This is a genomic window from Schinkia acidoalkalinis, assembly GCF_054301215.1.
In genome coordinates this window covers 1,831,644-1,857,197 of the sequence record NZ_CP182573.1, presented here as the reverse complement: position 1 = coordinate 1,857,197, position 25,554 = coordinate 1,831,644, and the positions used below count along the sequence as shown (strand labels likewise).

The 25,554-nt window shown below is 39.5% G+C and carries 27 protein-coding genes; 17 read left to right on the top strand and 10 right to left on the bottom strand.

The window, feature by feature from the left end; genetic code table 11:
- Window positions 1–182 precede the first annotated feature (182 nt).
- Both ACNQFZ_RS09650 and ACNQFZ_RS09645 read right to left on the bottom strand, forming a co-directional pair.
- Window positions 183–413, bottom strand: coding sequence for a hypothetical protein (locus ACNQFZ_RS09650; RefSeq protein ID WP_458415035.1), 231 nt, complete (start codon window positions 411–413; stop codon window positions 183–185).
- Between the two features lie 153 nt (window positions 414–566).
- The gene (locus tag ACNQFZ_RS09645; protein ID WP_458415034.1) at window positions 567–1,046 is read right to left on the bottom strand and encodes a hypothetical protein; all 480 of its coding nucleotides are present in this window, start codon (window positions 1,044–1,046) and stop codon (window positions 567–569) included.
- Between the two features lie 264 nt (window positions 1,047–1,310).
- Between ACNQFZ_RS09645 and ACNQFZ_RS09640 the strand changes: the two genes are divergently transcribed.
- Window positions 1,311–2,333 carry a YmaF family protein gene (locus tag ACNQFZ_RS09640; RefSeq protein ID WP_458415033.1) on the top strand — a complete coding sequence of 341 codons (1,023 nt, stop codon included), beginning with the start codon at window positions 1,311–1,313 and terminating at the stop codon, window positions 2,331–2,333.
- A 1,556-nt stretch (window positions 2,334–3,889) separates the two neighbouring features.
- Here the strand turns inward: ACNQFZ_RS09640 and bshB2 are convergent.
- Entirely contained in the window at window positions 3,890–4,552 is a 663-nt protein-coding gene (gene bshB2 / locus ACNQFZ_RS09635) for a bacillithiol biosynthesis deacetylase BshB2 (RefSeq protein WP_458415032.1), read from the bottom strand.
- 58 nt (window positions 4,553–4,610) lie between these two features.
- Window positions 4,611–4,955 (bottom strand): YojF family protein, encoded by a 345-nt coding sequence (locus ACNQFZ_RS09630; RefSeq protein WP_458415031.1) that lies wholly within the window; start codon window positions 4,953–4,955, stop codon window positions 4,611–4,613.
- A 428-nt stretch (window positions 4,956–5,383) separates the two neighbouring features.
- On the opposite strand from ACNQFZ_RS09630, the gene ACNQFZ_RS09625 reads away from it, so the two are divergent.
- The 5 genes from ACNQFZ_RS09625 to ACNQFZ_RS09605 all read left to right on the top strand — a co-directional run bounded on the left by ACNQFZ_RS09625 (window position 5,384) and on the right by ACNQFZ_RS09605 (window position 10,409).
- Window positions 5,384–6,556: a sulfite reductase subunit alpha gene (locus ACNQFZ_RS09625; protein WP_458415030.1), complete on the top strand. Its 1,173-nt coding sequence runs from the start codon at window positions 5,384–5,386 to the stop codon at window positions 6,554–6,556.
- A gap of 203 nt (window positions 6,557–6,759) precedes the next feature.
- Window positions 6,760–7,029 (top strand): hypothetical protein, encoded by a 270-nt coding sequence (locus tag ACNQFZ_RS09620; RefSeq protein ID WP_458415029.1) that lies wholly within the window; start codon window positions 6,760–6,762, stop codon window positions 7,027–7,029.
- A 340-nt stretch (window positions 7,030–7,369) separates the two neighbouring features.
- On the top strand, window positions 7,370–8,629 hold the full coding sequence (locus tag ACNQFZ_RS09615) for an MFS transporter (protein ID WP_458415028.1): 1,260 nt from the start codon (window positions 7,370–7,372) through the stop codon (window positions 8,627–8,629).
- Window positions 8,630–8,727: 98 nt separating this feature from the next.
- The gene (locus ACNQFZ_RS09610) at window positions 8,728–9,222 is read left to right on the top strand and encodes a GNAT family N-acetyltransferase (protein ID WP_458415361.1); all 495 of its coding nucleotides are present in this window, start codon (window positions 8,728–8,730) and stop codon (window positions 9,220–9,222) included.
- 71 nt (window positions 9,223–9,293) lie between these two features.
- On the top strand, window positions 9,294–10,409 hold the full coding sequence (locus ACNQFZ_RS09605; RefSeq protein ID WP_458415027.1) for a mechanosensitive ion channel family protein: 1,116 nt from the start codon (window positions 9,294–9,296) through the stop codon (window positions 10,407–10,409).
- Window positions 10,410–10,498: 89 nt separating this feature from the next.
- Here ACNQFZ_RS09605 and ACNQFZ_RS09600 read toward each other — a convergent pair whose 3' ends face one another.
- A complete protein-coding gene (locus ACNQFZ_RS09600) occupies window positions 10,499–11,449 on the bottom strand; it encodes a stalk domain-containing protein (protein WP_458415026.1) in 951 nt (316 codons plus the stop codon).
- Between the two features lie 145 nt (window positions 11,450–11,594).
- Here ACNQFZ_RS09600 and ACNQFZ_RS09595 point away from each other — a divergent pair, with 145 nt between their 5' ends.
- The gene (locus ACNQFZ_RS09595) at window positions 11,595–12,200 is read left to right on the top strand and encodes a diguanylate cyclase (RefSeq protein WP_458415025.1); all 606 of its coding nucleotides are present in this window, start codon (window positions 11,595–11,597) and stop codon (window positions 12,198–12,200) included.
- 190 nt (window positions 12,201–12,390) lie between these two features.
- The gene (locus tag ACNQFZ_RS09590) at window positions 12,391–13,251 is read left to right on the top strand and encodes a YitT family protein (RefSeq protein ID WP_458415360.1); all 861 of its coding nucleotides are present in this window, start codon (window positions 12,391–12,393) and stop codon (window positions 13,249–13,251) included.
- 27 nt (window positions 13,252–13,278) lie between these two features.
- Here ACNQFZ_RS09590 and ACNQFZ_RS09585 read toward each other — a convergent pair whose 3' ends face one another.
- A complete protein-coding gene (locus tag ACNQFZ_RS09585) occupies window positions 13,279–14,286 on the bottom strand; it encodes a DUF3231 family protein (protein ID WP_458415024.1) in 1,008 nt (335 codons plus the stop codon).
- A gap of 155 nt (window positions 14,287–14,441) precedes the next feature.
- Here ACNQFZ_RS09585 and ACNQFZ_RS09580 point away from each other — a divergent pair, with 155 nt between their 5' ends.
- From ACNQFZ_RS09580 to ACNQFZ_RS09565, 4 genes are all read left to right on the top strand, one after another.
- Window positions 14,442–14,669 (top strand): hypothetical protein, encoded by a 228-nt coding sequence (locus ACNQFZ_RS09580; protein ID WP_458415023.1) that lies wholly within the window; start codon window positions 14,442–14,444, stop codon window positions 14,667–14,669.
- A gap of 121 nt (window positions 14,670–14,790) precedes the next feature.
- Window positions 14,791–15,240, top strand: coding sequence for a hypothetical protein (locus ACNQFZ_RS09575; protein WP_458415022.1), 450 nt, complete (start codon window positions 14,791–14,793; stop codon window positions 15,238–15,240).
- A 138-nt stretch (window positions 15,241–15,378) separates the two neighbouring features.
- A complete protein-coding gene (locus ACNQFZ_RS09570; protein ID WP_458415021.1) occupies window positions 15,379–16,065 on the top strand; it encodes a response regulator transcription factor in 687 nt (228 codons plus the stop codon).
- The gene (locus ACNQFZ_RS09565; protein WP_458415020.1) at window positions 16,049–17,458 is read left to right on the top strand and encodes an ATP-binding protein; all 1,410 of its coding nucleotides are present in this window, start codon (window positions 16,049–16,051) and stop codon (window positions 17,456–17,458) included. Before ACNQFZ_RS09570 ends, ACNQFZ_RS09565 begins: the two co-directional genes overlap by 17 nt.
- A gap of 74 nt (window positions 17,459–17,532) precedes the next feature.
- On the opposite strand, the gene ACNQFZ_RS09560 is transcribed toward ACNQFZ_RS09565, so the two are convergent.
- Window positions 17,533–18,078, bottom strand: coding sequence for a GbsR/MarR family transcriptional regulator (locus ACNQFZ_RS09560; RefSeq protein WP_458415019.1), 546 nt, complete (start codon window positions 18,076–18,078; stop codon window positions 17,533–17,535).
- A 269-nt stretch (window positions 18,079–18,347) separates the two neighbouring features.
- On the opposite strand from ACNQFZ_RS09560, the gene ACNQFZ_RS09555 reads away from it, so the two are divergent.
- From ACNQFZ_RS09555 to ACNQFZ_RS09545, 3 genes are read left to right on the top strand one after another with little or no spacing between them, the layout of a single operon-like run.
- Window positions 18,348–19,619, top strand: coding sequence for a quaternary amine ABC transporter ATP-binding protein (locus tag ACNQFZ_RS09555; protein WP_458415018.1), 1,272 nt, complete (start codon window positions 18,348–18,350; stop codon window positions 19,617–19,619).
- Window positions 19,609–20,469: an ABC transporter permease gene (locus tag ACNQFZ_RS09550; RefSeq protein WP_458415017.1), complete on the top strand. Its 861-nt coding sequence runs from the start codon at window positions 19,609–19,611 to the stop codon at window positions 20,467–20,469. Before ACNQFZ_RS09555 ends, ACNQFZ_RS09550 begins: the two co-directional genes overlap by 11 nt.
- Window positions 20,469–21,383: a glycine betaine ABC transporter substrate-binding protein gene (locus ACNQFZ_RS09545; protein ID WP_458415016.1), complete on the top strand. Its 915-nt coding sequence runs from the start codon at window positions 20,469–20,471 to the stop codon at window positions 21,381–21,383. Before ACNQFZ_RS09550 ends, ACNQFZ_RS09545 begins: the two co-directional genes overlap by 1 nt.
- 237 nt (window positions 21,384–21,620) lie before the next feature.
- Here the strand turns inward: ACNQFZ_RS09545 and ACNQFZ_RS09540 are convergent, their stop codons facing one another.
- The gene (locus ACNQFZ_RS09540) at window positions 21,621–22,457 is read right to left on the bottom strand and encodes an EcsC family protein (RefSeq protein ID WP_458415015.1); all 837 of its coding nucleotides are present in this window, start codon (window positions 22,455–22,457) and stop codon (window positions 21,621–21,623) included.
- Between the two features lie 174 nt (window positions 22,458–22,631).
- Between ACNQFZ_RS09540 and ACNQFZ_RS09535 the strand changes: the two genes are divergently transcribed.
- Window positions 22,632–22,820, top strand: coding sequence for a YjfB family protein (locus ACNQFZ_RS09535; protein ID WP_458415014.1), 189 nt, complete (start codon window positions 22,632–22,634; stop codon window positions 22,818–22,820).
- A 15-nt stretch (window positions 22,821–22,835) separates the two neighbouring features.
- Window positions 22,836–23,525, top strand: coding sequence for an alpha/beta hydrolase (locus tag ACNQFZ_RS09530; RefSeq protein WP_458415013.1), 690 nt, complete (start codon window positions 22,836–22,838; stop codon window positions 23,523–23,525).
- Window positions 23,526–23,576: 51 nt separating this feature from the next.
- Here ACNQFZ_RS09530 and ACNQFZ_RS09525 read toward each other — a convergent pair whose 3' ends face one another.
- Window positions 23,577–24,428, bottom strand: a complete 852-nt coding sequence (locus ACNQFZ_RS09525) for a DegV family protein (protein ID WP_458415012.1) — start codon at window positions 24,426–24,428, stop codon at window positions 23,577–23,579.
- 48 nt (window positions 24,429–24,476) lie between these two features.
- Entirely contained in the window at window positions 24,477–25,403 is a 927-nt protein-coding gene (locus ACNQFZ_RS09520) for a DMT family transporter (RefSeq protein ID WP_458415359.1), read from the bottom strand.
- Window positions 25,404–25,554: the final 151 nt, after the last annotated feature.

The following is a 25,554-nucleotide window of genomic DNA, read 5'->3' as shown; positions in this document are numbered from 1 at the left end:
CAATGGACATCTGATATTCTTAATAAATGGCTAAAAACAAATCAGAATTAGGATTCCTTACAATTTACCATGGAAGTAAAAATAGCGAAAAAGCTTAAATTGGAGAGTTATTGACAATAAAGTCATAGCTCTCCTTTTTTGATTTCTAAACAATTTTAAATGATAAAAACAAGGAACACTAATCAGTTACGATTGTGTTCCTTGTTTTTCACGAACTGGAGCGCCGCATTCTCCGCAAAACAAAGCATTTTTTTAAGCACTGTGTTGCAGTTATAACAAATTTCAGCGCTATCTGATTTTCCTGTTGTGTCACTTTTTGTTTCCTCTATAATGGAGGCATCAATAGAAGATTCCTCGATTGGGCCACTATGAAAATGATATCCACAAGCAGGGCAGAACTTGGCATCTAACATTGCAGTATTACCACAAACACATTTTCCCCATGTTATCTATGATACACGCATTTATCCCATCAATAGTCAGTAATCATTCATAAACTAGTAAATAATTAAAAAATCATAACCGTATTTCAACTTCAGTGTGAAATACGGTTATTTTTTTCATTTTCAATTTCTAGCTTTTCGATCGCGGTTTATTCGGCGTTGGAATACAACATAGATTGGGAATGGGATGATAATCCATCCGAAACTTTTAATTAAGCCATTCACAGCGCGTTGCTTTGTGAATTCCATTTGCTGCTGAACCATGGCATCATATTGTTTCTGTAGTTCTTCCTCACTGTAGTTAACCTTTTCGGTTTGTTCTTTTTCATATTTAAGATTATTAATCTTCATATCCTTGTATTCTTCGTATGTTTGAACATAGGCGCTTGGCGATAAATAGTCGGCGGCGGACATAAAGGCGAAGACGCCTCCACCAATAACCATGATCAATGTAATAAAAGCAACTGCATATTGATAAATTTGTTTAATCATATCTTCTCTCTCCTCACTGTCGGCATTAATTACCCGTTTTGCTCCTAATGCTAAAAATAAAATTAACGCAACGGTCCCAACAAGCGCTAACAAAATAAAAGTAAATGCCATGCTTTCACCTCGCCCTCTCAATTGGAATGTGGTCCTTTACTTGTTATCTAAAGTTGAGTGGTTCTAATGAGTTTATATTATTCTCTTCTTTACATATTAGACGAAAAAAGTTAGAAAAAGGTTTCCTTTAGGGGGATTTATTTTTTACAAAAACTTCAACCACTACCTAATAAATAGGCCATTGACCGGGTTGCTGTACAAGTGAATGGATTCATACGTTATAAGTGTCTCGTGTTAAATAAAAAAAAGAAGGAGATGTCTTACATGCATTATAATATGATGCCGAGTCCTTACACTGGAATGAATCCATATACTTATTCGACTAATGTTGGTCAGCAGGGGTATGGCCAAATGGCTAGCCCATTTCAAGGAGCATATGGGGGACAGATGGTCAGTCCGTATCAAGGTGAATTTGATGGTCAAATAGTCAGTCCACTTCAAGGAGCATATGGGGGACAAATGGGCAGTCCACTTCAAGGAGCATATGGGGGACAAATGGGCAGTCCGCTTCAAGAAGCATATGGAGGACAAATGGGCAGCCCACTTCAAGGTGCATATGGTGGCCAAATGGCCAGTCCACTTCATGGGCTAATGGGTGGTCAAGTAGCAAATCCTTATGAAGGGGGATTTGGTGGTCAAACTGCAAATCCGTTCGGAGAGGGATTTAGCAGCCAAGTTCAGCCGGGTGGAGGGGTAACTTCATACCCTAGTACACTACAAGGTGGTGGCTATTTTAACCCAGTCAATTACCCTCATGTTGTGGGTGGCCTACACACGCCATATGAAACAGTGGTTCCTTTTACTGGTGGTACAATACGTACTAATTCAGGTGAGGAAGAATATCAATATGTTGCAGGGGTTCCCCAACCTTATTGGAATGGGGATGAATATTCATATGGTGAGAATGCCGATTATTATGATGGAATAGAAAGAATTGACATAGATGAAACTGATGGTTTTGAAGAAGATGATTATATGGATGTGATGTCGCGAAAGGGGAGAGGTCATACACATGCCCATTTCGGAGCAACAACGTGCCAGGGCGGTCATACGCACTTACATCCTGGAGTAACAGGTACACCAATTGAAACCAACGCCGGCCATGTCCATAAAGTATATGGCAATACTACTTTTGATGATGGGCATATTCACTATTATGAGGAGTATACAAGTCCGCCAATTCCTTTACAAAACGGCTATCACACCCATTATGCTGAGATTCGGACAACTGAAAATGATGGTCACGTTCATATAATTAGAGGATATACAGCGGCGTCAAAAAGTTAATGTAGCAATTTTTGGAGAGCAAGGAGCTGAATCCCTTGCTCTTTTGGGGTTTAGTGCCTTGTGACCAAAATTGTGGCCAAATAGTGCCGTCGGTCGCTATGGAGGGAGGGTAGAGCCCGAAGTAGAGTAAAAAGGATGCCGGCGGTCGCTAGGAAGTGAGTATAGAGCTCGAAGTAGGGGCAGAAGCGAGTCTGCGGTCACTAGGAAGTGAGTATAGAGCCCGAAATCATGGCAGAAGTGGTTCGGTGGTCACTAGGAGGTGGGTCAAGTGACCGAAGCCAGTTCCAAAGTTGCAAAGCGGGAACGCAAGCACACCTCGCGTGCCCAAACATGGTGCAGGAGCCACAAAGCGGGAACACGAGGCAACCTCGCGTACCCGAACTCGACGCCGGGGCTGCAAAGCGGGAACGCAAGCACATCTCGCGTGCCGGAAACTGGTGTAGAAGACACAAAGCGGGAACGCGAGCCAACCTCGCGTACCCGAACCCGGCGCCGGGGCTGCAAAGCGGGAACGCAAGCGCATCTCGCGTGCTTAAACCTGGTGCAGGAGCCGCAAAGCGGGAACGCAAGAACACCTCGCGTGCTCAAACCTGGTGCAGGAGCCATAAAGCGGGAACGCGAGGCAACCTCGCGTACCCGAACCCGGCGCCGGGGCTGCAAAGCGGGAACGCAAGAACACCTCGCGTGCTCAAACCTGGTGTAGGAGCCGCAAAGCGGGAATGCAAGCGCATCTCGCGTGCCCAAACCTGGTGCAGGAGCCACAAAGCGGGAACGCGAGGCAACCTCGCGTGCCCAAACCTGGTGCAGGAGCCACAAAGCGGGAACGCGAGGCAACCTCGCGTACCCGAACCCGACGGCGGGGCTGCAAAGCGGGAATGCAAGCGCATCTCGCGTGCCCAAACCTGGTGCAGGAGCCATAAAGCGGGAACGCAAGCACATCTCGCGTGCTTAAACCTGGTGCAGGAGCCGCAAAGCGGGAATGCAAGCGCATCTCGCGTGCCCAAACCTGGTGCAGGAGCCGCAAAGCGGGAACGTGAGCCAACCTCGCGTACCCGAACCCGACGGCGGGGCTGCTAAGCGGGAACGCAAGCGCATCTCGCGTGCCCAAACCTGGTGCAGGAGCCGCAAAGCGGGAACGTGAGCCAACCTCGCGTACCCGAACCCGGCGCCGGGGCTGCAAAGCGGGAACGCAAGAACACCTCGCGTGCTCAAACATGGTGCAGGAGCCATAAAGCGGGAACGCAAGAACACCTCGCGTACCCAAACCTGGTGCAGGAGCCATAAAGTGGGAACGCAAGCGCATCTCGCGTGCTTAAACATGGTGCAGGAGCCGCAAAGCGGGAATGCAAGCGCATCTCGCGTGCCCAAATAACCCAACAAAGCAGTAAACCAAGAACGCGAGCACATCCCGCGTTCCCCAAACCAGCACCAAACCAGCACCAAACCAGCTCCGAAGCAGCTATCCCGGCAATTCCAGGAATCTCAGCCACGCCGCAAGACCAACAACAGCAAAAAAAGAACTCACTCGTGAGTTCTTTTTTCCATTAAATCAAATTTCAATCAAATTTATAGATCCAAAAGCGCTCCTTGCCAAAATGCTCTAGAACCTCGGGATCCTTATTCTTCAGTTTCTCGGCCAATCCATCCATGACAGCAGCTGTTTGTGTTTCGTGTGACAAAATGCAGGTAATTTTCTTTTCCAATACAGGGGAGATATCATTCACAATATCTGGTTCACCCAATTTTTCGATGCAGTCGTTAGAAAATGCCATGCATTGTAATGTAGGCCGTGTTTCCGCAGGCATTTGCTTCATGGCGTGGACGACGGCATAGCCTGTAGTATCATGGTCAGGATGAACACTGAATCCTGGGTAAAATGAAATGACAAGTGATGGTTTTACCTCATCAATAAACCCACGAAAACGACTCGCTAATTCCTCAAGGTCCTCGAATTCCAATGTTTTGTCGCGTAAGCCAAGCATCCGTAAATCTTCGATGCCAATCGCTTTCACAGCATTTAATAGCTCTTTTTTTCTAATGAAAGGCAGGCTTTCGCGTGTAGCTTTGGGTGGATTTCCCATATTTCGTCCCATTTCCCCCAGTGTACAGCATACATACGTAATAGGTGTCCCTTTTTCTGTATGTAATGCAATGGTTCCCGACGCACCAAAGGCTTCATCATCTGGGTGTGGAAGAATGACTAATACTCGGCTCTCCATATTTTCACTCCTTAAAAAAACGAATTAGTTGCAATTCACCAAATTTTAATCAAGGCAATTAAAATGGCTGCGTACTGAGCTGACAGGCAACTGCTAATTTCCCATTAGCATCATGACCAGCTAACAGTAGTCTATTCTGGGAATCCACTTCAAAATGGGTCAACCCCTCGGCATATACCCAGCCAATTTCCATTTTCATCCCGACACGATATGGTCCGTTGCCAGTAATTTTTGCGTGGATATAGCGAATTAAGCCGTTGCGAATATAAGCGCCGACGGTCATCACGGACTGGTCTTTATGTGAAGCGTAGGCACCGTTTGTTGTTTCTAAGTGTAAATATACATCTTGTTGATTGAACTCATCTAGTTTACTTTGTACCTCAGAAGGGTCAATTGGTTTCAACGCAAATCCTCCTTCAAGTGAATGTAATGACAATAATTTTATTTTACAAAAAATAATCATGCAAGTCTCAACATATGCTTTTTAATAGGAGTTGTCCATTTTAAAAAAATCATGGAAAATAAAACACTTGGAAAATAACTGGAAAAATATAATTAGATGAGCTATTATATTATAAGAAGCTTATACATAATAATTACCCATGAAAATAAGAATTTGGACAAACAGTGGTTTTGAAATCTGTTATAATATAGACGGTATGATTTCTTTAAAAGTTTAGGATAGATTCATAGAAGAGAATTACCATTATTATATATTGACTGCTATTGTGTTTTTTCTTATCTTAAGTAATGGATAGTGTGAAAAATCGCACAAACAATTTTCTCATTCCGTGCTATCCTCGCTTTATACAACTATGTGAGGTGAAGGTAATGCAAGTAACTGTTACAAGTCAGAAAGAAACAAAGACGCCAACAGCATATTCAAGAACGAATCCATTTTATGCAAAAATTATTAAAAATACTAACTTAAACGGGGTTGGCTCTAGTAAGGAAACAAGACATATTGAGTTTTCATTAGAAGGGTCAGGCCTTTCATATGAACCAGGCGATGCTCTTGGTGTCGTTCCTTCAAATGATCCTGAATTAGTAGATGCACTACTAGAGGAAATGAAGTGGGACGCTGAAGAGGCTATCATCATTAATAAGCAGGGCGAGACGCTGCCGCTTAAAGAAGCGTTAACAACACAATTCGAAATTACTTTATTATCAAAGAAACTTTTACAACAGGCTTCTGCATTCACAGATAATGAGGAATTGAAAAATCTAGTATCTGACGAAAATGCAGATCAGTTGAAAGAATATATCTATGGTCGTGATCTACTTGATATGTTACGAGATTTTGGTCCATGGAAAGCATCTGCCCAAGAAATCGTATCTATTTTAAGAAAGTTAATGCCACGTCTATATTCAATTGCCAGCAGTATTGCGGCACACCCAAATCAAGTACATTTAACAATTGGCGCTGTGCGCTATAATGCTCATGGACGTGACCGTAAAGGTGTTTGCTCATGTTTAGTTGCAGAACGTGCTCCTGAAGGTTCAACACTTCCAGTGTTTATTCAGCAAAATAAACACTTTAGTTTACCTGAAAATAAGGATACAGACATTATTATGGTTGGACCAGGGACAGGCATTGCACCATTCCGTTCATTTATCGAAGAGCGTGCAGTGAACAAGACAGCTGGAAGAACTTGGTTGTTCTTTGGGGACCAGCATGCTGCATCAGATTTTCTTTACCAAAATGAGTTAGAGCAATATCAAAAAGATGGTGTTTTAACAAATCTAACGACTGCTTTTTCCCGTGATACAGAGAAAAAGGTTTATGTACAAAATAGAATGATTGAACAAGGCAAAGAATTATTTGAATGGCTAGAAAATGGTGCATCTTTCTATGTTTGTGGTGATAAGTCACGTATGGCGAAGGATGTGCACGAAGCGCTTATTTCAGTTATTGAAAAAGAAGGTCAAATGACTAGAGAAGCAGCTGAAGAATATTTGAATGAAATGCAAAAGTCAAAACGTTACCAACGTGACGTATATTAATTTTTGCAATATAGTAAAAGAAGTGACTTCATCCCGCGACCAGCGGTGCCATGAAGTCACTTCTTTTTTGTGAAAAATAAATATTAGACTTCACAAAAATGACAGAATAAAATAGGAGAGCTGCCCTTTAGTATTATCAAAAAATAGTATAATATAAGTGAGTGAAATGCTTCACAATATTATAAGGAGAGAAGAGAATTATCATGCAAGCGAAAATAATCCGCTTCCCTAAGCATCCAACCCAATACCATGCATTATACTATTTTAGAGAATATCATGAGGTGTTTTTCCATATTTTTATAGCCTGGACATTTATGGTCTTTGTGATGATTTATGAGCATACACCATTTGTGTTGGGAATTGGAATAGCTGTTTGGCTCGCCGGGATGATCCTAATGATTCATTACATCATAAAATTAGGGTTGAAACGAAAGGAGCAGGGAGAGCAGCGACGAAGATTTCATGTGATTTAGTAAAATTAAAATAGTGGGAAATTATGAATAATCCTTGATTTGTCACACAAAATCGATTACTATGTGTATAGTCAAAAACGGAAGGGTGACCTTGATACAATGATTTATTAGTCCTATTTTTAGAAAAATGCGTAGAGTAGTGTTCAGAAGCTAAAGTTTAAGGTAAGAAAATAACGTTTTTGAGCAGCTCTAATGATACGATTTATTTTTCTGGATAGGATTAGTGTGTACATTGTATATACAAGTTATTAAGGTCATTTCGCCCACTCGTGGACTGAATGTATTGTTAATATTGTATTGTACTGCCTCCTGTTCAGAATTGCGACGGGAGGTTTTTTATTTGGGAAATAATGAAGCTAATAGTATTAGTCATAACGAGTCGTCAAACACAGGCGGTTTGTTTCAAAATCGCGTATTTCAAGCGATCATTGTCTCCGGTTTGTTTTTGCAAATTGGAATTTGGGTGCGCAACTTCGCTGTACTGCTGTTTGTAATGGAGCAAACGAATGGGGATTCTTTGGCGGTGTCGATGATTTCTGTGGCAGAGTTTGCACCGATTTTTATCTTTTCTTTTATTGGCGGCACGTTTGCTGACCGCTGGAGTCCGAAAAGAACGATGGTTTGGTGTGATGTTTTAAGTGGATTATCGATTTTTGCAGTGTTAATTACACTTTTATTTGGAACTTGGCAGGTTGTGTTTTTTGCAACATTGATATCAGCCATACTTTCGCAATTCTCACAGCCTTCGGGTTTAAAGCTCTTTAAAATGCATTTGCCAATGGAACAAATGCAGCAGGGAATGTCGCTGTATCAAACATTATTCGCTGTCTTCATGGTGCTAGGGCCAATCCTTGGTACATTTATGTTTGAATCATTTGGCATAAACGTTTCCATTGCGATTACAGGGATTGCCTTTTTCCTTTCAGCGGCAGCACTCAGCTTTCTTCCTAAAGATCGAAAAGTGGAAAGTGAGGCTGCAGCCACTACGGTTTGGGAAGAAATGAAAAGCGGCGTAAGGTATGTGTTAGGTAAGAAGGATTTAAGTTTGCTAGGTTTATGCTTTATGGGAGCGGGGCTTGGACTTGGTTTTATTCAGCCGCTTACAATCTTTCTTGTAACAGAACAACTCGGTTTACCAAAGGAAAATTTACAATGGCTCTTGATGGCTAATGGAATTGGTATGATTGTTGGCGGAGCTGTCATTATGATTTTTGCAAAATCAATGGCTCCACAGAGACTGTTAATGCTTGGAATGCTGGCAAACGCGATTGGACTCTCCATTGTCGGAGTTTCAACCAATGTTTGGCTCACGCTTATTGTCGAGCTATTTATCGGCTTTATGTTGCCTTGTATTCATATTGGGATTAATACGTGGATTCTACAAAGCACTGAAGCAGCGTTTATTGGTAGGGTGAATGGTATTTTGAGTCCGCTCTTTACAGGATCTATGGTCGTAACGATGAGTGTAGCGGGTATTTTAAAAGAACAATTTTCGTTGGTTGCCATGTTTGAAACGGCGGCAGTTCTGTTTATTATTGGAGTCGTTTTTATTTTACCTTTGTACAATATGAAAATGACGACACCAAAGTTGGAAAATTAAAAGTAGGCATAATATGTCAAAATAATCAAACTATTTATGGTAAAATGGCTTTATGAAGGTAAAGCCATTTTACTATTTTTAGGGGAGAGGGATTGGCAATGATGCTATGGAAGCAAGATGACTTTTTTATTTCAACCGATAAAAGTTTGTTGGATCATAATAGAATCTTTGCTTTTTTGAAAAATGAATCCTATTGGGCGCAGGAGCGGTCAAGGGAAATCGTTGAAAAATCAATTGAGAATTCATTGCTTTGTTTTGGGGTTTATAAAAGGCATCAAGATGGCTCGATGGAACAGGTGGGATTTGCGCGAATCGTAACCGATTTGGCGACATTCGCCTATCTTTGCGATGTCTTTGTTGTTTCTAAGTTTCGTGGTTTAGGATTATCGAAGTGGCTCATGAGTGTGATAGTAAACCATCCCGATCTCGAAAGTGTTCGTAGAATGCTGCTGGTAACCTTTGATGCCCATACATTATATGCAAAATACGGCTTTCAGCTTCTTGATAAACCGAATCAGTTTATGCAACGGATTCAAAACCAAACGAACATTATTCCCTATTTTATAGATGAAAACAAAGATGATGTTTGTTGAATGATTCAGTAAACGTTTGATAGACTAGAGAGGTCTAAATCAAAGTTGCAAAGTTGAAGGAGCGTCTAGTTGTGTGGCAAACGATTATTACATATGAGTACCTAAAGGACCTATCACTTTCGGTAGGTATCTTATTCCTTTTTTTACTGTTGCGAAAGGTTTTCACGAAATACATTTTCCATCTAATTTTAAAGCTGACGCATAAAACGCCGACAGATTTGTTTACCCATATTTGGCTTTCATTTGAGCATCCGATGAGATGGTTATTTGTGATTATCGGAATTTATGTGGCTTCTGATGTTTTTCCATATTTTGAACGAAGCCATCCGTTATTTGTAAACATCTTGAGGGCGTCAGTGATTATTTTGATTACGTGGGGTGTATATAATGTAGCCTCTGCCAGCTCAATTGCCTTGATGAAACTTAATAATAAGCTGAATGTTGAAATTGATGAAATTTTAATCCCTTTTTTATCAAAGACGATTCGATTTGTCATCATTGCAATTAGCTTCAGCATGGTTGCCCAAGTTTTCGGCTATAATGTCAATAGCTTAGTGGCTGGTTTGGGGATAGGTGGAGTTGCCGTTGCTTTAGCGGCGAAGGATGCATTAGGCAATTTATTCGGTGGTTTGATTATTATCACAGAAAAGCCGTTTTCTATCGGTGATTGGATTCTAACGCCGACGGTGGAAGGAACAGTGGAAGATATCACCTTTCGAAGTACGAAGGTAAGAACATTTGCGCAAGCCTTAGTTACCGTACCAAACGCAACATTGGCAAATGAGGCAATCACCAATTGGAGCAAAATGGGAAAACGCCGGATTACCTTCCAATTAGGGGTTGATTATGATACACCAAAGGAAAAACTGGAAAATACAATAACAAAAATTGAAGCGATGCTAAAAACTCATCCTGATATACATCCGGATACAATCTTTGTAACGTTTGATAACTATAATATCAATAGTTTGGATATATTCCTGTACTTCTTTACAAAGACCACAGTCTGGGCTGAATATTTACAAGTCAAGCAGGATATTAATTTTAAAATCATGGAAATCTTGGAGGCTGAAGGTGTATCGGTTGCAACTCCAACAAGAACGTTAATAACGACAAAGGAATCGGAAAGTATCATGAAGGCAGCAACGAAGGAACATGGAAAAGATAGGGTTAAGGATACGGAATAATTGGTAATGCCTTTTTGAGGAGTTATGGCATTGGTTTTAGAAACCTGATAAATCTTGATTTATCAGGTTTCTTTTTATTAGTGACATCGTTATTCGTTGGTGTTCAATAAATCAAGGAACTCCTCTGAAACATAGGTTTTTCCATCTTTCATTACTGGGGCCGCCTTAAAGTAACGTAAACTCTTGTTATACCCATATTCTTCTTTTCCGATTGAAATGGTAAACGAACGATTTTGCTTTTGAACTAGTATAGCGGTATTCCCATTTTTCCATTTCACTTCGTAGCCCAAATGCCCAGCCACTTGCCGAAGTGGAATCATCTTTGTTTCGTTTTTCATGAAATAATCATTTTGAATTAGATGATTAACTTCTTCCAGCAAATGCTTTTTGGCAATATCTAAAGCAATAATTTTAGATGGTGTGGTTTGGGCTGGAATGCTTTTTGTAGTGACACTGTAAAAAACAATTAACTCCTTGCCTTTTAGATCATCTACATTTATTTTTTCCCCTTTATCATTTAAAAGAATGGTATCATCAGCTACATTTAATTTGAGCTGGTGATCCAAGCTGACTAAATTCTCGTCGAATAAAGCAACTTTTACAAAGCCCATTTTAGTTTCGTCATTCACAATGACGATTTCGGGTGTGATGATTGGCGGATAAATCATAAGCATTGGCTTGCTTTTATCATAATACACATCAATTTGTAATCCTTCGGTTAGGGAATCTTTTGTAAGCTGTTCTGTTGTGGCACTATTAAAAATCATAACCTGATCCGGAATAGGGAAGTGAGTTTCGGTTGTCTTCTCTGTATTCTCAACAATTAATTTCGGTAATTCTCCATCCATGTTTATTTTGGAAATTACCCCTGACACTTTCATAAAGTTTGATACATCCACCTGTTGATTAGACTCCTCTGCAGCCGCGATGGGTGTAACAATCTTTGTCATACTTTGGGCGGAAGCCGGTGATTGAATCAATAAAGGTCCAGAAACGATAGCTGCAATTGTAACGATGTTTAGTATTTTTTTCATTTTCATATAATTTCCTCCTTCTTTAGAATAGACGTCAACAATCACAAAAGGTTTCATACACGATTCTTACTCGTTGTTCACAGAATTATTCGAACTTATATAGTAAGACATGTAATATACTATAAGTAGATAGTAGAAGGGGGGATTCACTGTGAAACAAATTGATAATGTACGAAGTGAAAAACATGTTGAGCATAATGACCCTAGTAGGGAAGAGTTGGAAAAGCTTATTTACATTGACGCCTTAACGATGCTTCCCAACTTCAATTACTTTAAAGACGTTTTTGACCGAAAATGGAGAAATGCAGTTCGAAGGCAAGAGCCTATTTCATTAGTCTTTTTTGATTTAGATCATTACAATCTTTACAATGAACATTACGGCGTTCAAGAGGGCGATAAAGTTTTAAAGAAAATTGCTGAAAAGGTAAAATCTATGTTGCACAGACCTGAGGACTTTCTTTCCCGCTATGAAGGAGGAAAATTCATTATTATTCTTCCTGAAACGAATATGAATGGTGCGTTGCAGGTTGCTGAAACGATTCGTCAGGCAATTGAAGCAATGCAAATACCACACGCTAAGTCAACTACTTCAGAATATGTTACATTTAGCTTTGGAGTTGGAACGAAAATTCCTTTTGTTTGGGAAGATCCATTCCATTTTCTTAAAGCGGTTGAACAAGCCATGTATAGTGCCAAGAGATGTGGATGTAACCAAATTATTTGGAATAATACTTTTGATCACGATGAAAAAAAGTAAGAAAATAAGTGGGCGAGCACCACTTCATGTATAAAAGTTTAAAAATCTCGCCCATTTTTACTTGGTAATATTTTTCCTACAGGAATAGTGAGTGATATAATTGATATAAAGGAGTGGGTTGATGGAAAAGGAATTATTGCAAAACCAAAATTCTGCTGGTCATTTTATAACGGAACAAATTAAAAATCAAATGAGACATCAGAAATTAACAAAGGGCAAGGTAGCTAAAAGGGTCCTCTTCTTATTCGTGGGCGCGGTGCTAATGGCTATAGGACTTGAAATCTTTCTTGTCCCGAATCAAATTATGGATGGCGGCATTACCGGTATTTCCATTATTTTATCACACCTGACGGGCGGCAAATTAGGGCTGTTTTTATTCCTCTTAAACATTCCTTTCTTCTTTATCGGCTATAAACAAATAGGGAAGACCTTCGCTATTTCTACGTTATTTGGTATTGTCATTATGTCGATATCTACCGCTTTTTTTCATCCAATTCCGGCATTTACAGAGGATATTCTGCTTGCAACCGTTTTTGGTGGAATTATTTTAGGAGCTGGAGTGGGTTTGGTTATTCGCTATGGTGGCTCCCTTGATGGAACAGAAATACTCGCGATTATTATTAACAAAAAGTTTCCGTTTTCTGTTGGTGAAACGGTCATGTTTTTTAATCTTTTTATCTTTGGTTGCGGTGGCTTTGTTTTCGGATGGGATCGGGCGATGTACTCAATTTTAGCTTATTTTATTGCTTTCAAGACGATTGATATTGTGATTGAAGGGCTGGATCAATCAAAATCTGTGTGGATTATCAGTGAAAAACAAGATGAGATTGGTGGGGCTTTATTGGCCCGTTTAGGTCGTGGCGTTACATATCTAAAGGGTGAAGGGGCTTATACAGGCGATGATAAAAAGGTTATTTTTTGTGTAATCTCACGTCTTGAAGAGGCAAAGTTAAAGTTAATTGTTGAAGATATAGACCCTTCGGCCTTTTTAGCGGTTGCTGATATTGCCGAAGTGCGCGGTGGCAGGTTTAAGAAGAAATCAATTCACTAAGAACAAAGGGGCAAGCCCCTTTGTTTTTTATTTTCCATTCTTTAGTTCATCCCGATTGACGGCATGGGGCGGCTCTTCTAACCACTCCCGCTCTACCATAATATCAAAGCCCTTTTTGGAATATAGTAAAATTTCTGGTATGAATTTACTATAATATGTTGTTAAATCTACTCTTAATGATAAGGACAAAGCATATCCGATCAGGGTAATATCGATGGAATTTAGTGAATTAAAAAGTAACATAATGAGCTTGTCAGAGAATGGCGAGACCGTTGAATCTGTCACTTCTATGTTGACAGTAACCAACCCTAATAATTCTTCTTTCTTTAAAAGGTCATTAAATAAATTGATTTGTTTTTCGGAAATGTCCTGGCCCTCTTTTAGATATTTTTTAATTTCCTTATCTTTAACAACTTGAAGTAAGCCAATACAGAGTATAATAGCGAAATAATTTCGTTCGATATTAAAAAATAATTGTGTGAGCTCTACTGTGTTTAAAGGCCGCTTTTTCCCAATTACATCCGTTACATAAGAATTCTTTTTTATATATTCAACCTTTTTTGGATAGGGTATCATCGGAGGTCTGTCGTAAATGCCTTTGGAAAGCATAAGTGTTGTAGATTCTTTATATAGTGTTGTCGAATGGCTCACGGCATTCGTAAAAAAATCAAGAATATCCGTCCGAGCAATATTGACAGTTACAAATGCGTAATTAATCATATTCATCCTCGCCATTGAGTAAACAAAGCTTAAAGCAAAAGGATCATAAAAAAGCGGTGGGGCGTTTAAATTAATATCTTCTTTAACAGAAAGGCCATTTGGGATTGGTATGTTTTCTTTAGTAAAGATTTCACTAATTTGTTGGATATATGTTTCCGATTTATGCAGTGCCTTTTCGAGAAGAGGCTTAATTGTATCATCTTTCAAGTGATGCAGGAAATATTTTAATAAGCAAACAGACATCGTTTCTTGTATAAAAGTACTCCATAATCCCCCTATTTCCGCAGATGAAAGTCTAACGTTGTGGCTTTCCATAACTTCCTCCAAGATCAGTATTTACATTATAGAATTTGATTGTTAGCCGAAATTTATACAATAATTATTCCAATTAATGTAAAGGATAAAACCCCTTTTTCGATGCATTCTATATGTTGTACTGAAGTACTCACTCAAATAAAGGAGGATTTACTATGGCACAAATAGATATTAACAAATTAAAACAAGCAGAGGCAGCATCATCCCTTGCAAAGGACGCAATTACACAGGCAATTGAACAATCTGCAGCAAATACGGTTTTATGTGCGGAGGCTTTAAAGCAAGCATCAAATGAAATTGCACAAGTACAAACATGGATCAGCCAGGTGCAATCTCAGCTTCAGACTCAGCAGTCCTCATCCGACTCGGAATTTCAAATTTAGTGAAAAAAGGTGTCATTTTGACACCTTTTTTCATTATTTTTTTGCATTAAGAAATAATCAGTAGTAAATTAATAGAAGCGATAACTATAAAAATTTTTAGTGGGCAGTAGGAGATGGAAGAATGGAGATGGAGAGAAGATTTAGTTTTAGTTTTATTAATTTTATGAAAGGAATGCTATTATTACCGGTATTTCTTTTCTTATTTATATTAGGTGCCTGTTCCTCTCAGGAAGAGCCGAGAGAAATCGAACTAAAGCCTTATACACTTATGGATTTAGCGAAACAGGATTTTACTAATGTAGATAAGATTGTGATTAAGAGCGGGGATACAGGGGAAGCAAAAACGGTTGAAGACAAAGAGCAAATTTCTGCTTTTATGAAAAATATGGAGAGTGCCTATTTCACACCGGATGTGAATCAGAAAAAGCGTGAAGGCTGGACCTATTTGATTACCTTTTATGCAGGATCGAAAGAGGTTTTTGAATTTTATCCAACCTATATTGATGATATTTATTTCAAACCTGATGATAAGGTTATGGCCAATATTGAGGAATTATTTAAATCAAAATAAAATGAAAAACTATAGGGGTAGCCTGATTCGGCTAGCCTTTTTTGTTTTTGCGCAATCCATTGACATCTTATTGACATAAACATTGATTACAATTTTAAATGGTAGAGTAAACTTTTTTAAAATAAATGAGGGACTAAAATGAAAACGATTTTAGTAGTTGAAGATGAAATGGCTATTTCGATTGTATTAAAGGCCTATTTGGAGAAGGCTGGTTTTACAGTTATCCAAGCTTATAACGGCAAACAAGCTATTGAGAAATTTGAAGAAGATAAACCGCTGCTAGTTTTACTGGATGTGATGCTTCCAGATTTTAATGGTTGGAGTGTTTTACAGTATATTCGCGAGAGAAGCTCTTGTCCCGTCATCATGCTGACGGCGCTTGGGGATATTGATAATAAGTTGAATGGCTTTAATGAAGGTGCTGACGATTATTTATCGAAACCATTTATCGGAGAAGAGGTCGTAGCACGGGTCAATGCGGTGTTGCGCCGCTCTACGCAAATTATCGACCATGACCATATTGTTTATTATGGAAGTCTGAAAGTAGACTTCCAGGCACATCATGTATTCTTGAATGGCATTGAGTTAGCATTTCCGCCGCGGGATTTAGCTTTATTTCTATTTTTAGTCAAGCATCCAAATCAAACCTTTACAAGAGAACAGCTGATTGAACATGTGTGGGGAATTGATTTTGATGGCAGTGACCGGGCGGTGGATTTGGCCATTAAGAGGATTAGAAAGGTGCTTGCGCATTGGCCGGAAACAGAAGGTGAAATCAAGACTTTAAGAGGATTGGGGTATCAATTCAGTGTTAAAGAAAAATAATGAACGGCCTTCACTGCTGCGCTATTGGACGACACGGTATTTTGTTACATTGTGTATTGGCTTGCTGATTATCGGTGTGGTATCTAGTCATTGGATTAGACATTCGATAACGGAAAAACGATTGGATATTTTAGAGATGACAGCAGATGAGATTGCTGGACGTATCACAGATAGTGGCGGTTTCGTTAGCCCGGAAGTATTTTTGCCAAGAATCGTAGATGATCGGTTTCGGTTTTTAAAATTAGAGGGGCGGCCGCTTATTTATGTAACCGATCAAAATGGTAATATTGTCTTCGGGATGAAAGACCGGATTTATTCTATGCTTGATTTTGATGAGTTAGTTACACACACCAAAAACAAGAATGTGCAAATGATTTCCCTTCCCCATGGTGAGAACTTCTATTTAGTTCAAAAAGAAATTATGCAGGATCATATCCAAATTGGCTGGGTATTTATCTTGCTCCAGGAAAAAGAGATTGAGCGCAGCCCAGAAGAGATGAAACTATTATTGATTATGCTAGGTAGTTTAGCCGTTCTTGGTTGGGCCGTTATTTATTATTTATCGAAAAGATTACTGCGGCCAATCAGCAATATTGCAGGAGCGGCTCAGCAAATTGTGGAAGGCGACTATGATATCACAATCAATGATTCCATTAGAGAAAAAGAAGTACATGAGCTCTCAGCTTCGTTTATGGAAATGGCCTTACGACTAAAGCAGCTTGAATCATTGCGAACGGAGCTGTTAGCAGGGGTAACCCATGAGTTAAAAACTCCTGTGACGGCAATTAGTGGCTTAATCCAAGCGGTAAAAGATGAAGTAGTAACCGGGGACGATGCCAAGGAATTTTTAAATATTAGCCAAAAAGAGGTGGCAAGACTGCAGAAAATGGTAGAGGACTTGCTAGACTTTAATACATTTGCGGCCGGAAAAATTCGGATTACAAAGGAAAGGGTAAATGTAGGAGATTCTTTGCGCGAAATTATCCATCAATGGCAGCTTGTTCAGGAAGAGGGGCCGGAAGTTCAACTGTTTTTACCGGATTCTGAGTTGATCATTTCAACAGACCCATTACGATTACAGCAAATTATTTTGAATCTATTGAATAATGCGAAGCAGGCATGCTCATCAGATTGTCAGATTGAAGTAAGGATATATAAAATAGATGATTCCATTTGCATTGATGTAAAAGATAACGGAAGCGGCATACCAATGGAGGAGCAGTCGTTGATTTTTGAACGTTTTTACAGAGGAAATAATAAAAAACATAGGGTTCACGGCTTAGGTCTAGGATTAACCTTCAGTAAATTGATTGCCAGAGCACTTGGCGGGGATTTGGTGTTGAAGGAAAGTACGGAGCAAGGGACTACGTTTGCAATCTATTTGGGTGCCTGACTTTGCTGGAAAGCCATTGATTCGGACTCCACAAGCAAGAAATTAACCTGAGTAGTCCGAAAGGTGGCATGTTATTATTCTTCTTCAATTTTTGGAATAAAATTAAATATTTCATGTGATTCGAAGCTATCTACAAGCCGGTTGAGCCAACGATAATACTGTAAGCAAGTGTGCAGTTTTTCGATGACTTGCCGGGCTTCTTCACGGATTTCAAGTTCAACATCATCACGTTTGGCAAGGTTGTTTAGCTCTTTCAACGATTTTTCAATGTATGAAACATTCATCGAAATTGCGGCACGCCATTTGATAGAAAATAAATCAATAAATGTTTGATACCAGTCTTCTTCTGCTTGATAAAGGTCTTTGCGAACGCCCTTTTTCCAAACTTTATCAACCATTTTTAAATCCATTAAGCTTCTGACCGACGTGCTCATACTCGTTTTGCTCATCCCAAGCTCGTCTTTCATCTCATCTAATGTCATTGGATTTTTGCTAAAAAATAATAATCCAAATAATCTCCCTACAGAATCCGTTATTCCATACAAATTCATATTGTGCGCAATTGTATCGATAACTCGTTCTTTTGCTAGATCTAATTGTTGTTTTGGATCCACTTCCATTACTACTATTCCCACCATTCTTCCCGAAAACTTCAATATCTTTGAATATAGACTACCACTAAAAATCTGAAAGTAAAGAGGTAAGAGCTGTAGCATTTGGGAGGAAAACAGTGTAATTCTAATAATTACGTACGTATTGTACGTACAGTTTTTACTGTACAAAATTTACGGTTGAATAGGGCTGTTTATGGACTTTGATGGATTAAATGGAAACGGGTTACAATTAAAGAGCAGTTTTAGTGAAAATTTAGCTTATGAGAGGTGAGTACATGCAACAGGCACAAACTATAAAGCTTAAAGTTGAAAATGTAACAAAGATTTTTGGAAAAAATCCTAAAAAAGCACTTCAATTCATAAAAGAAGGCTATTCAAAGGCTGACATACTGAAACGGACAGGCAGTACAGTAGGTGTCAACCAGGCGACATTTGAAGTATATGCTGGTGAAATTTTCGTCATCATGGGGCTTTCCGGCAGCGGCAAATCAACGCTTGTAAGAATGCTAAACCGCTTAATTGAGCCTACTCTTGGGAAAATCGAATTGGACAGCGAAGATGTTGTCAAAATGCATAAAGCGGCTTTACGTGAAATTCGTCGTAAAAAAATAAGTATGGTTTTTCAAAAATTTGCCCTGCTGCCACATCGTACTGTTTTAGAAAATACCGAGTACGGCCTTGAAGTACAAGGGGTAAACAAAGAGGCAAGAAAACAAAAAGCGTTAGAGGCGTTAAAGTTAGTTGATTTGGAAGGATATGAAAATCAGTATCCTAGTCAATTAAGCGGCGGAATGCAGCAGCGTGTTGGACTAGCCCGGGCACTGGCAAATGACCCTGATATTCTGTTAATGGATGAGGCCTTTAGTGCACTGGACCCTTTAATAAGAAAAGATATGCAGGATGAGTTATTAGAGCTTCAGGGTAGAATGGAAAAAACCATTATCTTTATTACCCATGATCTAGATGAGGCTCTACGAATAGGTGACCGTATTGCCTTAATGAAGGACGGCGTGATTGTCCAAATTGGAACGCCGGAGGAAATACTTATGAATCCTTCTAACGAATACGTTGAAAGATTCGTAGAAGATGTTGACTTGAGCAAAGTGCTGACTGCTGGGCATGTAATGAAGCGTGCACACTCCGTTCAAATCGATAAAGGACCGCTTGTAGCCCTACAAATGATGAAAGACCTCGGAATATCTAGTATATATGTTGTAGATAAAAAGCTAAGATTGCTAGGAGCTGTAACAGCGGCTGAAGCGAGAAAAGCTGTTGATCAAGGAAAAAACCTCTCCCATATTTTAGACAACAATATTCAAACTGTAATGAAAGAGACCCTATTGGTAGACCTTTTTGAGGTCGTTTCAGAGGCTGTTATCCCTGTAGCTGTCATAGATGAGGATCAACGTCTGAGAGGAATTGTGATTCGTGGAGCTGTTCTTGGAGCTTTATCAGGGAATGAGCGCTATATAAATGATGCAATCGATATGGCTCGAGATGAGGTTGCTGCAAATATTCAAGAAGGGAGTGGTGTAAATGGCCATTAATTCAGAAGGATTTTTACCTAAACTGCCTCTTGCAGATTGGATTGACAATCTTGTTGATTGGTTAACAGATACATTTGAGGTCACCTTTGATGGGATTTCCAACAATTTAGAAGTCGTTGTTGAGGGTATGGTGGATGGCCTAGCGTTAATCCCACCTATCGTTTTGATTATTATAATGAGTTTACTAACTTGGAAGCTTTGTAATAAAGGAATCGCACTTTTTACCTTCATCGGTTTGCTATTAATCGAAAACTTAGACTATTGGGAGCCTATGCTAGATACAGTGGCTTTAGTGATAACCTCGGTCATATTATCAATTGTGATTGGTATTCCAATTGGTATATGGGCATCACAAAAGGCAACCATTAGAAAAATAGTTTCTCCCATATTAGACTTCATGCAAACAATGCCTGCATTTGTTTACTTAATTCCAGCTATTTTCTTTTTTAATATCGGTGTTGTACCTGGTGTTGTCGCATCAGTTATTTTTGCCACACCACCGACTATACGTTTAACAATATTAGGAATTCAACAGGTACCTGCTGATATTATCGAGGCAACAGAAGCATTTGGCTCGACAACGAAACAGCGCTTACTAAAGGTGCAGCTGCCGCTGGCAATGCCAACGGTTATGGCAGGCATTAATCAAAGTATCATGTTGGCGTTATCAATGGTTGTAACTGCATCCATGGTTGGGGCCCCAGGACTTGGTGCAGATGTTTACCGTGCGGTAACACAAATCAAAACTGGAATGGGGTTTGAAGCTGGTTTAGCAATCGTTATCATAGCGATTATCCTAGACCGGATTTCTCAAAATATAGGAAAAAATAAACAAGGGGGAACGGTGTAATGAAAAAATGGTTAAGCTCTTTACTAGTTTTAGTATTGGCAATAGGTCTGGCTGCTTGTTCTTCGTCGAATGATAAGGCACCCTCGTCAGATAGTGTGAACGGAGGTGAAGGCACTTCAACTGCTGCCGTTGGTGAAAGTGTAGATTACAAGATTATTGGAATTGACCCTGGTGCAGGTATCATGAAAGCTACCAATCAAGCAATCGAGGATTATGGTCTAGAAGATTGGAAGTTGGTTGAAGGGTCTGGAGCCGCAATGACAGCTACGCTAAAAAAGGCATATGATGATCAAAAGCCAATTATCATTACGGGTTGGACTCCACATTGGATGTTTGCACAATTTGACTTGAAATATTTAGATGACCCAAAGGGTGTTTATGGTGAGAAAGAAAATATTAATACAATCACACGCAAAGGTTTGAAAGAGGACTCTCCAGAGGCCTATAAGCTTTTGAATCAATTCCACTGGACATCGGATGATATGAGTGCTGTGATGGTCATGATTGAAGATGGTATGAAGGAAGAAGAAGCTGCCTCTAAATGGGTTGAAGAGAACACTGAAAAGATAGCCCAGTGGACAAAAGACGTTAATAAGGTCAATGGTGAGAAACTTAACTTAGCTTATGTTGCATGGGCAAGTGAAATTGCAAGCACCAACGTTTTAGCAAAGGTGTTAACAGACATGGGCTTTGATGTAAAATTAACGCAATTAGAGGCCGGTGCGATGTGGGCTGGTATTGCAGATGGTAGTGCCGATGCATCTGTGGCTGCCTGGCTTCCAATCACACATGCTGACTATGCAAAAGAATTTGATGGCAAATTTGAAGACCTAGGCCCAAATCTTGAAGGAACAAAAATTGGCCTAGTTGTACCAACTTATATGGATATTGACTCCATTGAGGATTTGAAATAAACATTTGTTTAAGAGAGGAAATAGGATAGCACGCTAAATCGAGCTGCTATCCTTTTCTTCTTTTTGTTGAATTTATCGCCGCTGGTAGTTTGGTTTTGCAGTCTTGTGGTCCGAATCAAGGTTTATTTGGACAGCTTTACCTTATTGCCGAGTCCTCGAGTCCGAGAGAAGGCCGCCAGCGGACAGCATCCCCGGATAATGCGTTCTTCAGGTCCGTATCATGGCCTCATTCCCATTCTAAATGGAGCTGCTACTCTCTTCTTCACCTATTTGTAAACGATGCAAAATCCGCCGCTTCTGATACAACATCATCCCAACTTCAGCTACATCTTCAATTGTGGATTTGTTAATAAAAGCCCCAAAAACCATCCCGACGACAGGAATCATTTGAAAAAGCTTTTTCCAGCCAAAATTGTCCCGATAGGTCATCATCACTTCGCGCCAGCCCTGGAGTTGGGAAATGGTTTGGTTTCTCGCTGAGGCCTCGGTATCGCTGTCATAGGCCGATAACTCATCAAGAATCGCTTTTTTACCAACAATATCAGATGAAGCAAATTGCAAACATTTTACGATAAAGATTCGTTCATTTCGCTCATTCGGGTCAAAGCCATAGCAAATGGCAATTTCCTGCAATGCTTTTAATGAAAGCCCGAGCAGGATGGGGATATCAATGGAAAGTGTTAAAAACCCGCCGATTCCGGTCGTTGCCCCTTGAGCCATGGCGATGTTTTTCGTTGTTTTAATATAAGAGGATGCCACTTCATTCATTGTCTGAATGGGCTGCCGAGCAATTTCCGGAATCGTAATGGCATCAACGCTTAGCTTCTTCGCATAGTTTTTACAAATATTTTTTTCACTAACAAGATAGCGTCCGCCTGTTTGTACATAAAACCCAAGTTCGTCCAAAATCTGTCCGACTTTTTCATGAATAAACTTGGGAGTTAAGCGGTCTAGAATTTGAAAGGGGAGCCGGCCGAGCTTTTCCCAAAACCATAACCCTTTTTGGTCTCTTTCCCATTTTTCAATGACTTGTAATTGCTGACTTAGTGATTCTTTTGTTTCAAATGATTCCATAAAAAGTCTCCTAAATGTAATGGTTACTATGTAGTACGGTTCATGTGTAATGGAAGTTTCATTAATATCTATGTTGGTTCCTAAAAGAAATGGGCGGGCATTAATTAATATAGCCAAATTTTTCAGCAAATGATAATGTAAAGTTAATAAGTCTGTTGGGGGAGGATTTTTTTTATGGATATTGCTGCGTTATCTACTGCTATGAGTCAGGCTAATTTAGGCCAACAAGTAGGCATTGCTCTTACGAAAAAAGTAATGGAAACTGCCCAGGTGAATGCTACGGCATTAACTGAAATGCTCAAGGCGTCCACTGTACAAGCACCACACCCGACACTTGGGAAACATATTGATATTAGCATTTAGATTTAGGTGATGAACATGATTGGTTGTTTATGTATCCATGGATTTACGGGCAGTCCTTTTGAAGTGGCGCCTTTAGCTAAATTTCTAAAAGAGAATACAAACTGGTTAGTGGAAATGCCTACATTACCGGGGCACGGGGGAGAGTTGGGCCGCTTAAAAGGGGTGGCTTACCAAGAGTGGATTCGCGAAGCAGAGCAGTCGTTACAAGGAATGCTTGTGAAGTGCAGCACAGTTTACTTAGTGGGTTTTTCAATGGGCGGCGTCATTTCAGGTTACCTTGCTGCCAAATACCCTGTCAAAAAGCTTGTTTTATTAAGTGCCGCTGCCTATTATGTGAACCCGAAACAACTTTTGCTTGATTTAAAGGAAATGGCCACTGAAGGAATGCGGGGGACCTTGAATAGCAATGAGTTATATCTACGATACCGTAAAAAGATAAAAGAAACTCCAATTACGGCAACCCTTCAATTTCAAAAGCTTGTGAAGGAATTGAAGCCGAACTTTGCCAAGATTGAAGTGCCAACCTTAATTGTTCAGGGTGAATTAGACGGCATTGTACCGAAAAAAAGCGCCAGCTATTTATATAAAACAATCCCTTCGAAAGAGAGGGAGCTTATTTATTTGCCAAAGTCCAAGCATCTTGTTTGCCATGACCAGGATAAAGATCAGTTGTTTGCAGCTGTTGAAAGGTTTTTGCTGAAATGATAAATCCGTGATGTTTACTTCTACTATCAAACGGGGGCAAACAGCCCCTATTTATGCTTTAAATGCAATTACAATTCCGCCTTCACCTGCATATGTGCCAATTAATGGTCCCATTTCTGATAAAATGGCCTCTTTAAAGTTATACTTTTCCTGAATTTCTTTCAGCATTTTTAGAGCCTTTTCTTCACAGTTGCTATGTGTTATTGTTAAAACTTTTTGTTCGAGGTTTTTTCCGTATTCACCGATTTGTTCGATAAAACGGCGCCATACTTTCTTTTCTCCACGAACTTTTTCACGGACCTCAATGGCACCTTCATTGCTGACATATAATATTACTTTGATATTTAAGGCATTTGCAATAGCAGCTTTTGTTTTGCTCAGCCGTCCGCCCTTAACGACATTTTCAAGCGTATCTAATAAAATAATCGTATTGATTGTTTCAATGGTAGCCTTTGCATTGGAAATTACTTTTTCAAAGTCGGCGCCACTATGAATTAATTTTAAAGCCTCATCAATGAGAAGGATTTGGCCGCATGAGCCCGTTTTCGTATTGAGAACGGCAATTTTTCGTTCAGGCTGTTCTTCAAGCAGCATATTCATCGCAATGACGGCACTCTCATAGGTACCGCTTAAACTTTTTGAAAGAGTAAAAATGATAATGGCATCCTCTTCGGGTACGGCCTTATAGGCTTCGAAAAAATCGTTTGGAGCGGGACAAGAGGTTTTTGGCAATTCACTTGATTCTTTCATTTTACGATAAAAGGTTTGGTTATCTATATCAATGCCGGTTTTATAGGATTCATTCCCAAAACTAACGTGTAACGGTATAACTGTAATGAGATGCTCTTTACTAAACGACGATGGCAAGTCTGAGGCTCCATCTGTGATGATTTTTATTGCCAAAATCTACACCTTCTAACTAATTGGATACTTTTCATTCTAACACTAGAATTAGTCCCGTGATATCGCTTCTCCATCTTTTTTCGGATGAATGTGCTTTTCTTCTGTATTATTCATCCAAAGAAATAAGAATAAACCACCCAAAAGAATAAGGCCACCTAGCCATTGAGAAGCAGTGGGCACTTCATCTAGAATGAAGTAGGCTAAAATGGAAGCACCGATAGGCTCAAAAAGAATCGTCATGGAAATGATGGAAGTACTTAGCCATTTAATCGCCCAGTTAAACAATGAATGACCTAAAAGGGTTGGAACAATCGCCAATAAAAGGAATACAAGCCAATCTTGTTTGGAGTAGGAAAAGAATGAATATCCTAGAAATAAATCATAAATCATTAATGTAATTGAGCTTATGAGGTAGACAACAAAAGTGTATGTAAAAAGTGAAAGTCGCTTACGTACGGTTTGACCGAATAGGAAATAAGCTGTTACCATAATAGCAGCGATGACGGCAAGGAAATCACCCCATAATGCCATTCCGCTTACTTTGAAGTCACCCCAGCTGATAATGAAGCTGCCTATAATCGCTAGAATTCCACTTCCAAAAGCACCCAGGCTTAGTTTTTCTTTATAGAAAAAATATGTGCCGACAAAGGCGAAAATGGGCTGTAGTGTAACGAGTACAACTGAACTGGCTACAGACGTATAATTTAATGATTCAAACCAAAAAATAAAATGAAAGGCTAAAAAAATGCCTGCAACTATAGAATAAAGCCAATCCTTCTTTTCAATTTGACGCAGTTCCTTTAGATAATTTATTGAAAAAAATGGGGTCATTAACAAAACGGCGAATAATAATCGGTATGTAGCAATCATCGCTGCAGGTGCAGAGGATAATTTAACCAAGATAGCTGATGTAGAGACAGCTAACGCTCCAATCAATAAAGCTAAATAGGTTTTCGTTTTTTGACTCAATGTAATCCCCTCGATTTTATTAAATAAATTTATTTTTGATATTTTATCATAGCAGTTCATTGGGTAGTAAGAATATGGTAGTTTCATTGTATTTGCGTAGTTATAGGAAGTATGCTAAAATTAATAAATATGCCAAAAAGTAGAAATTAGGGAGTTT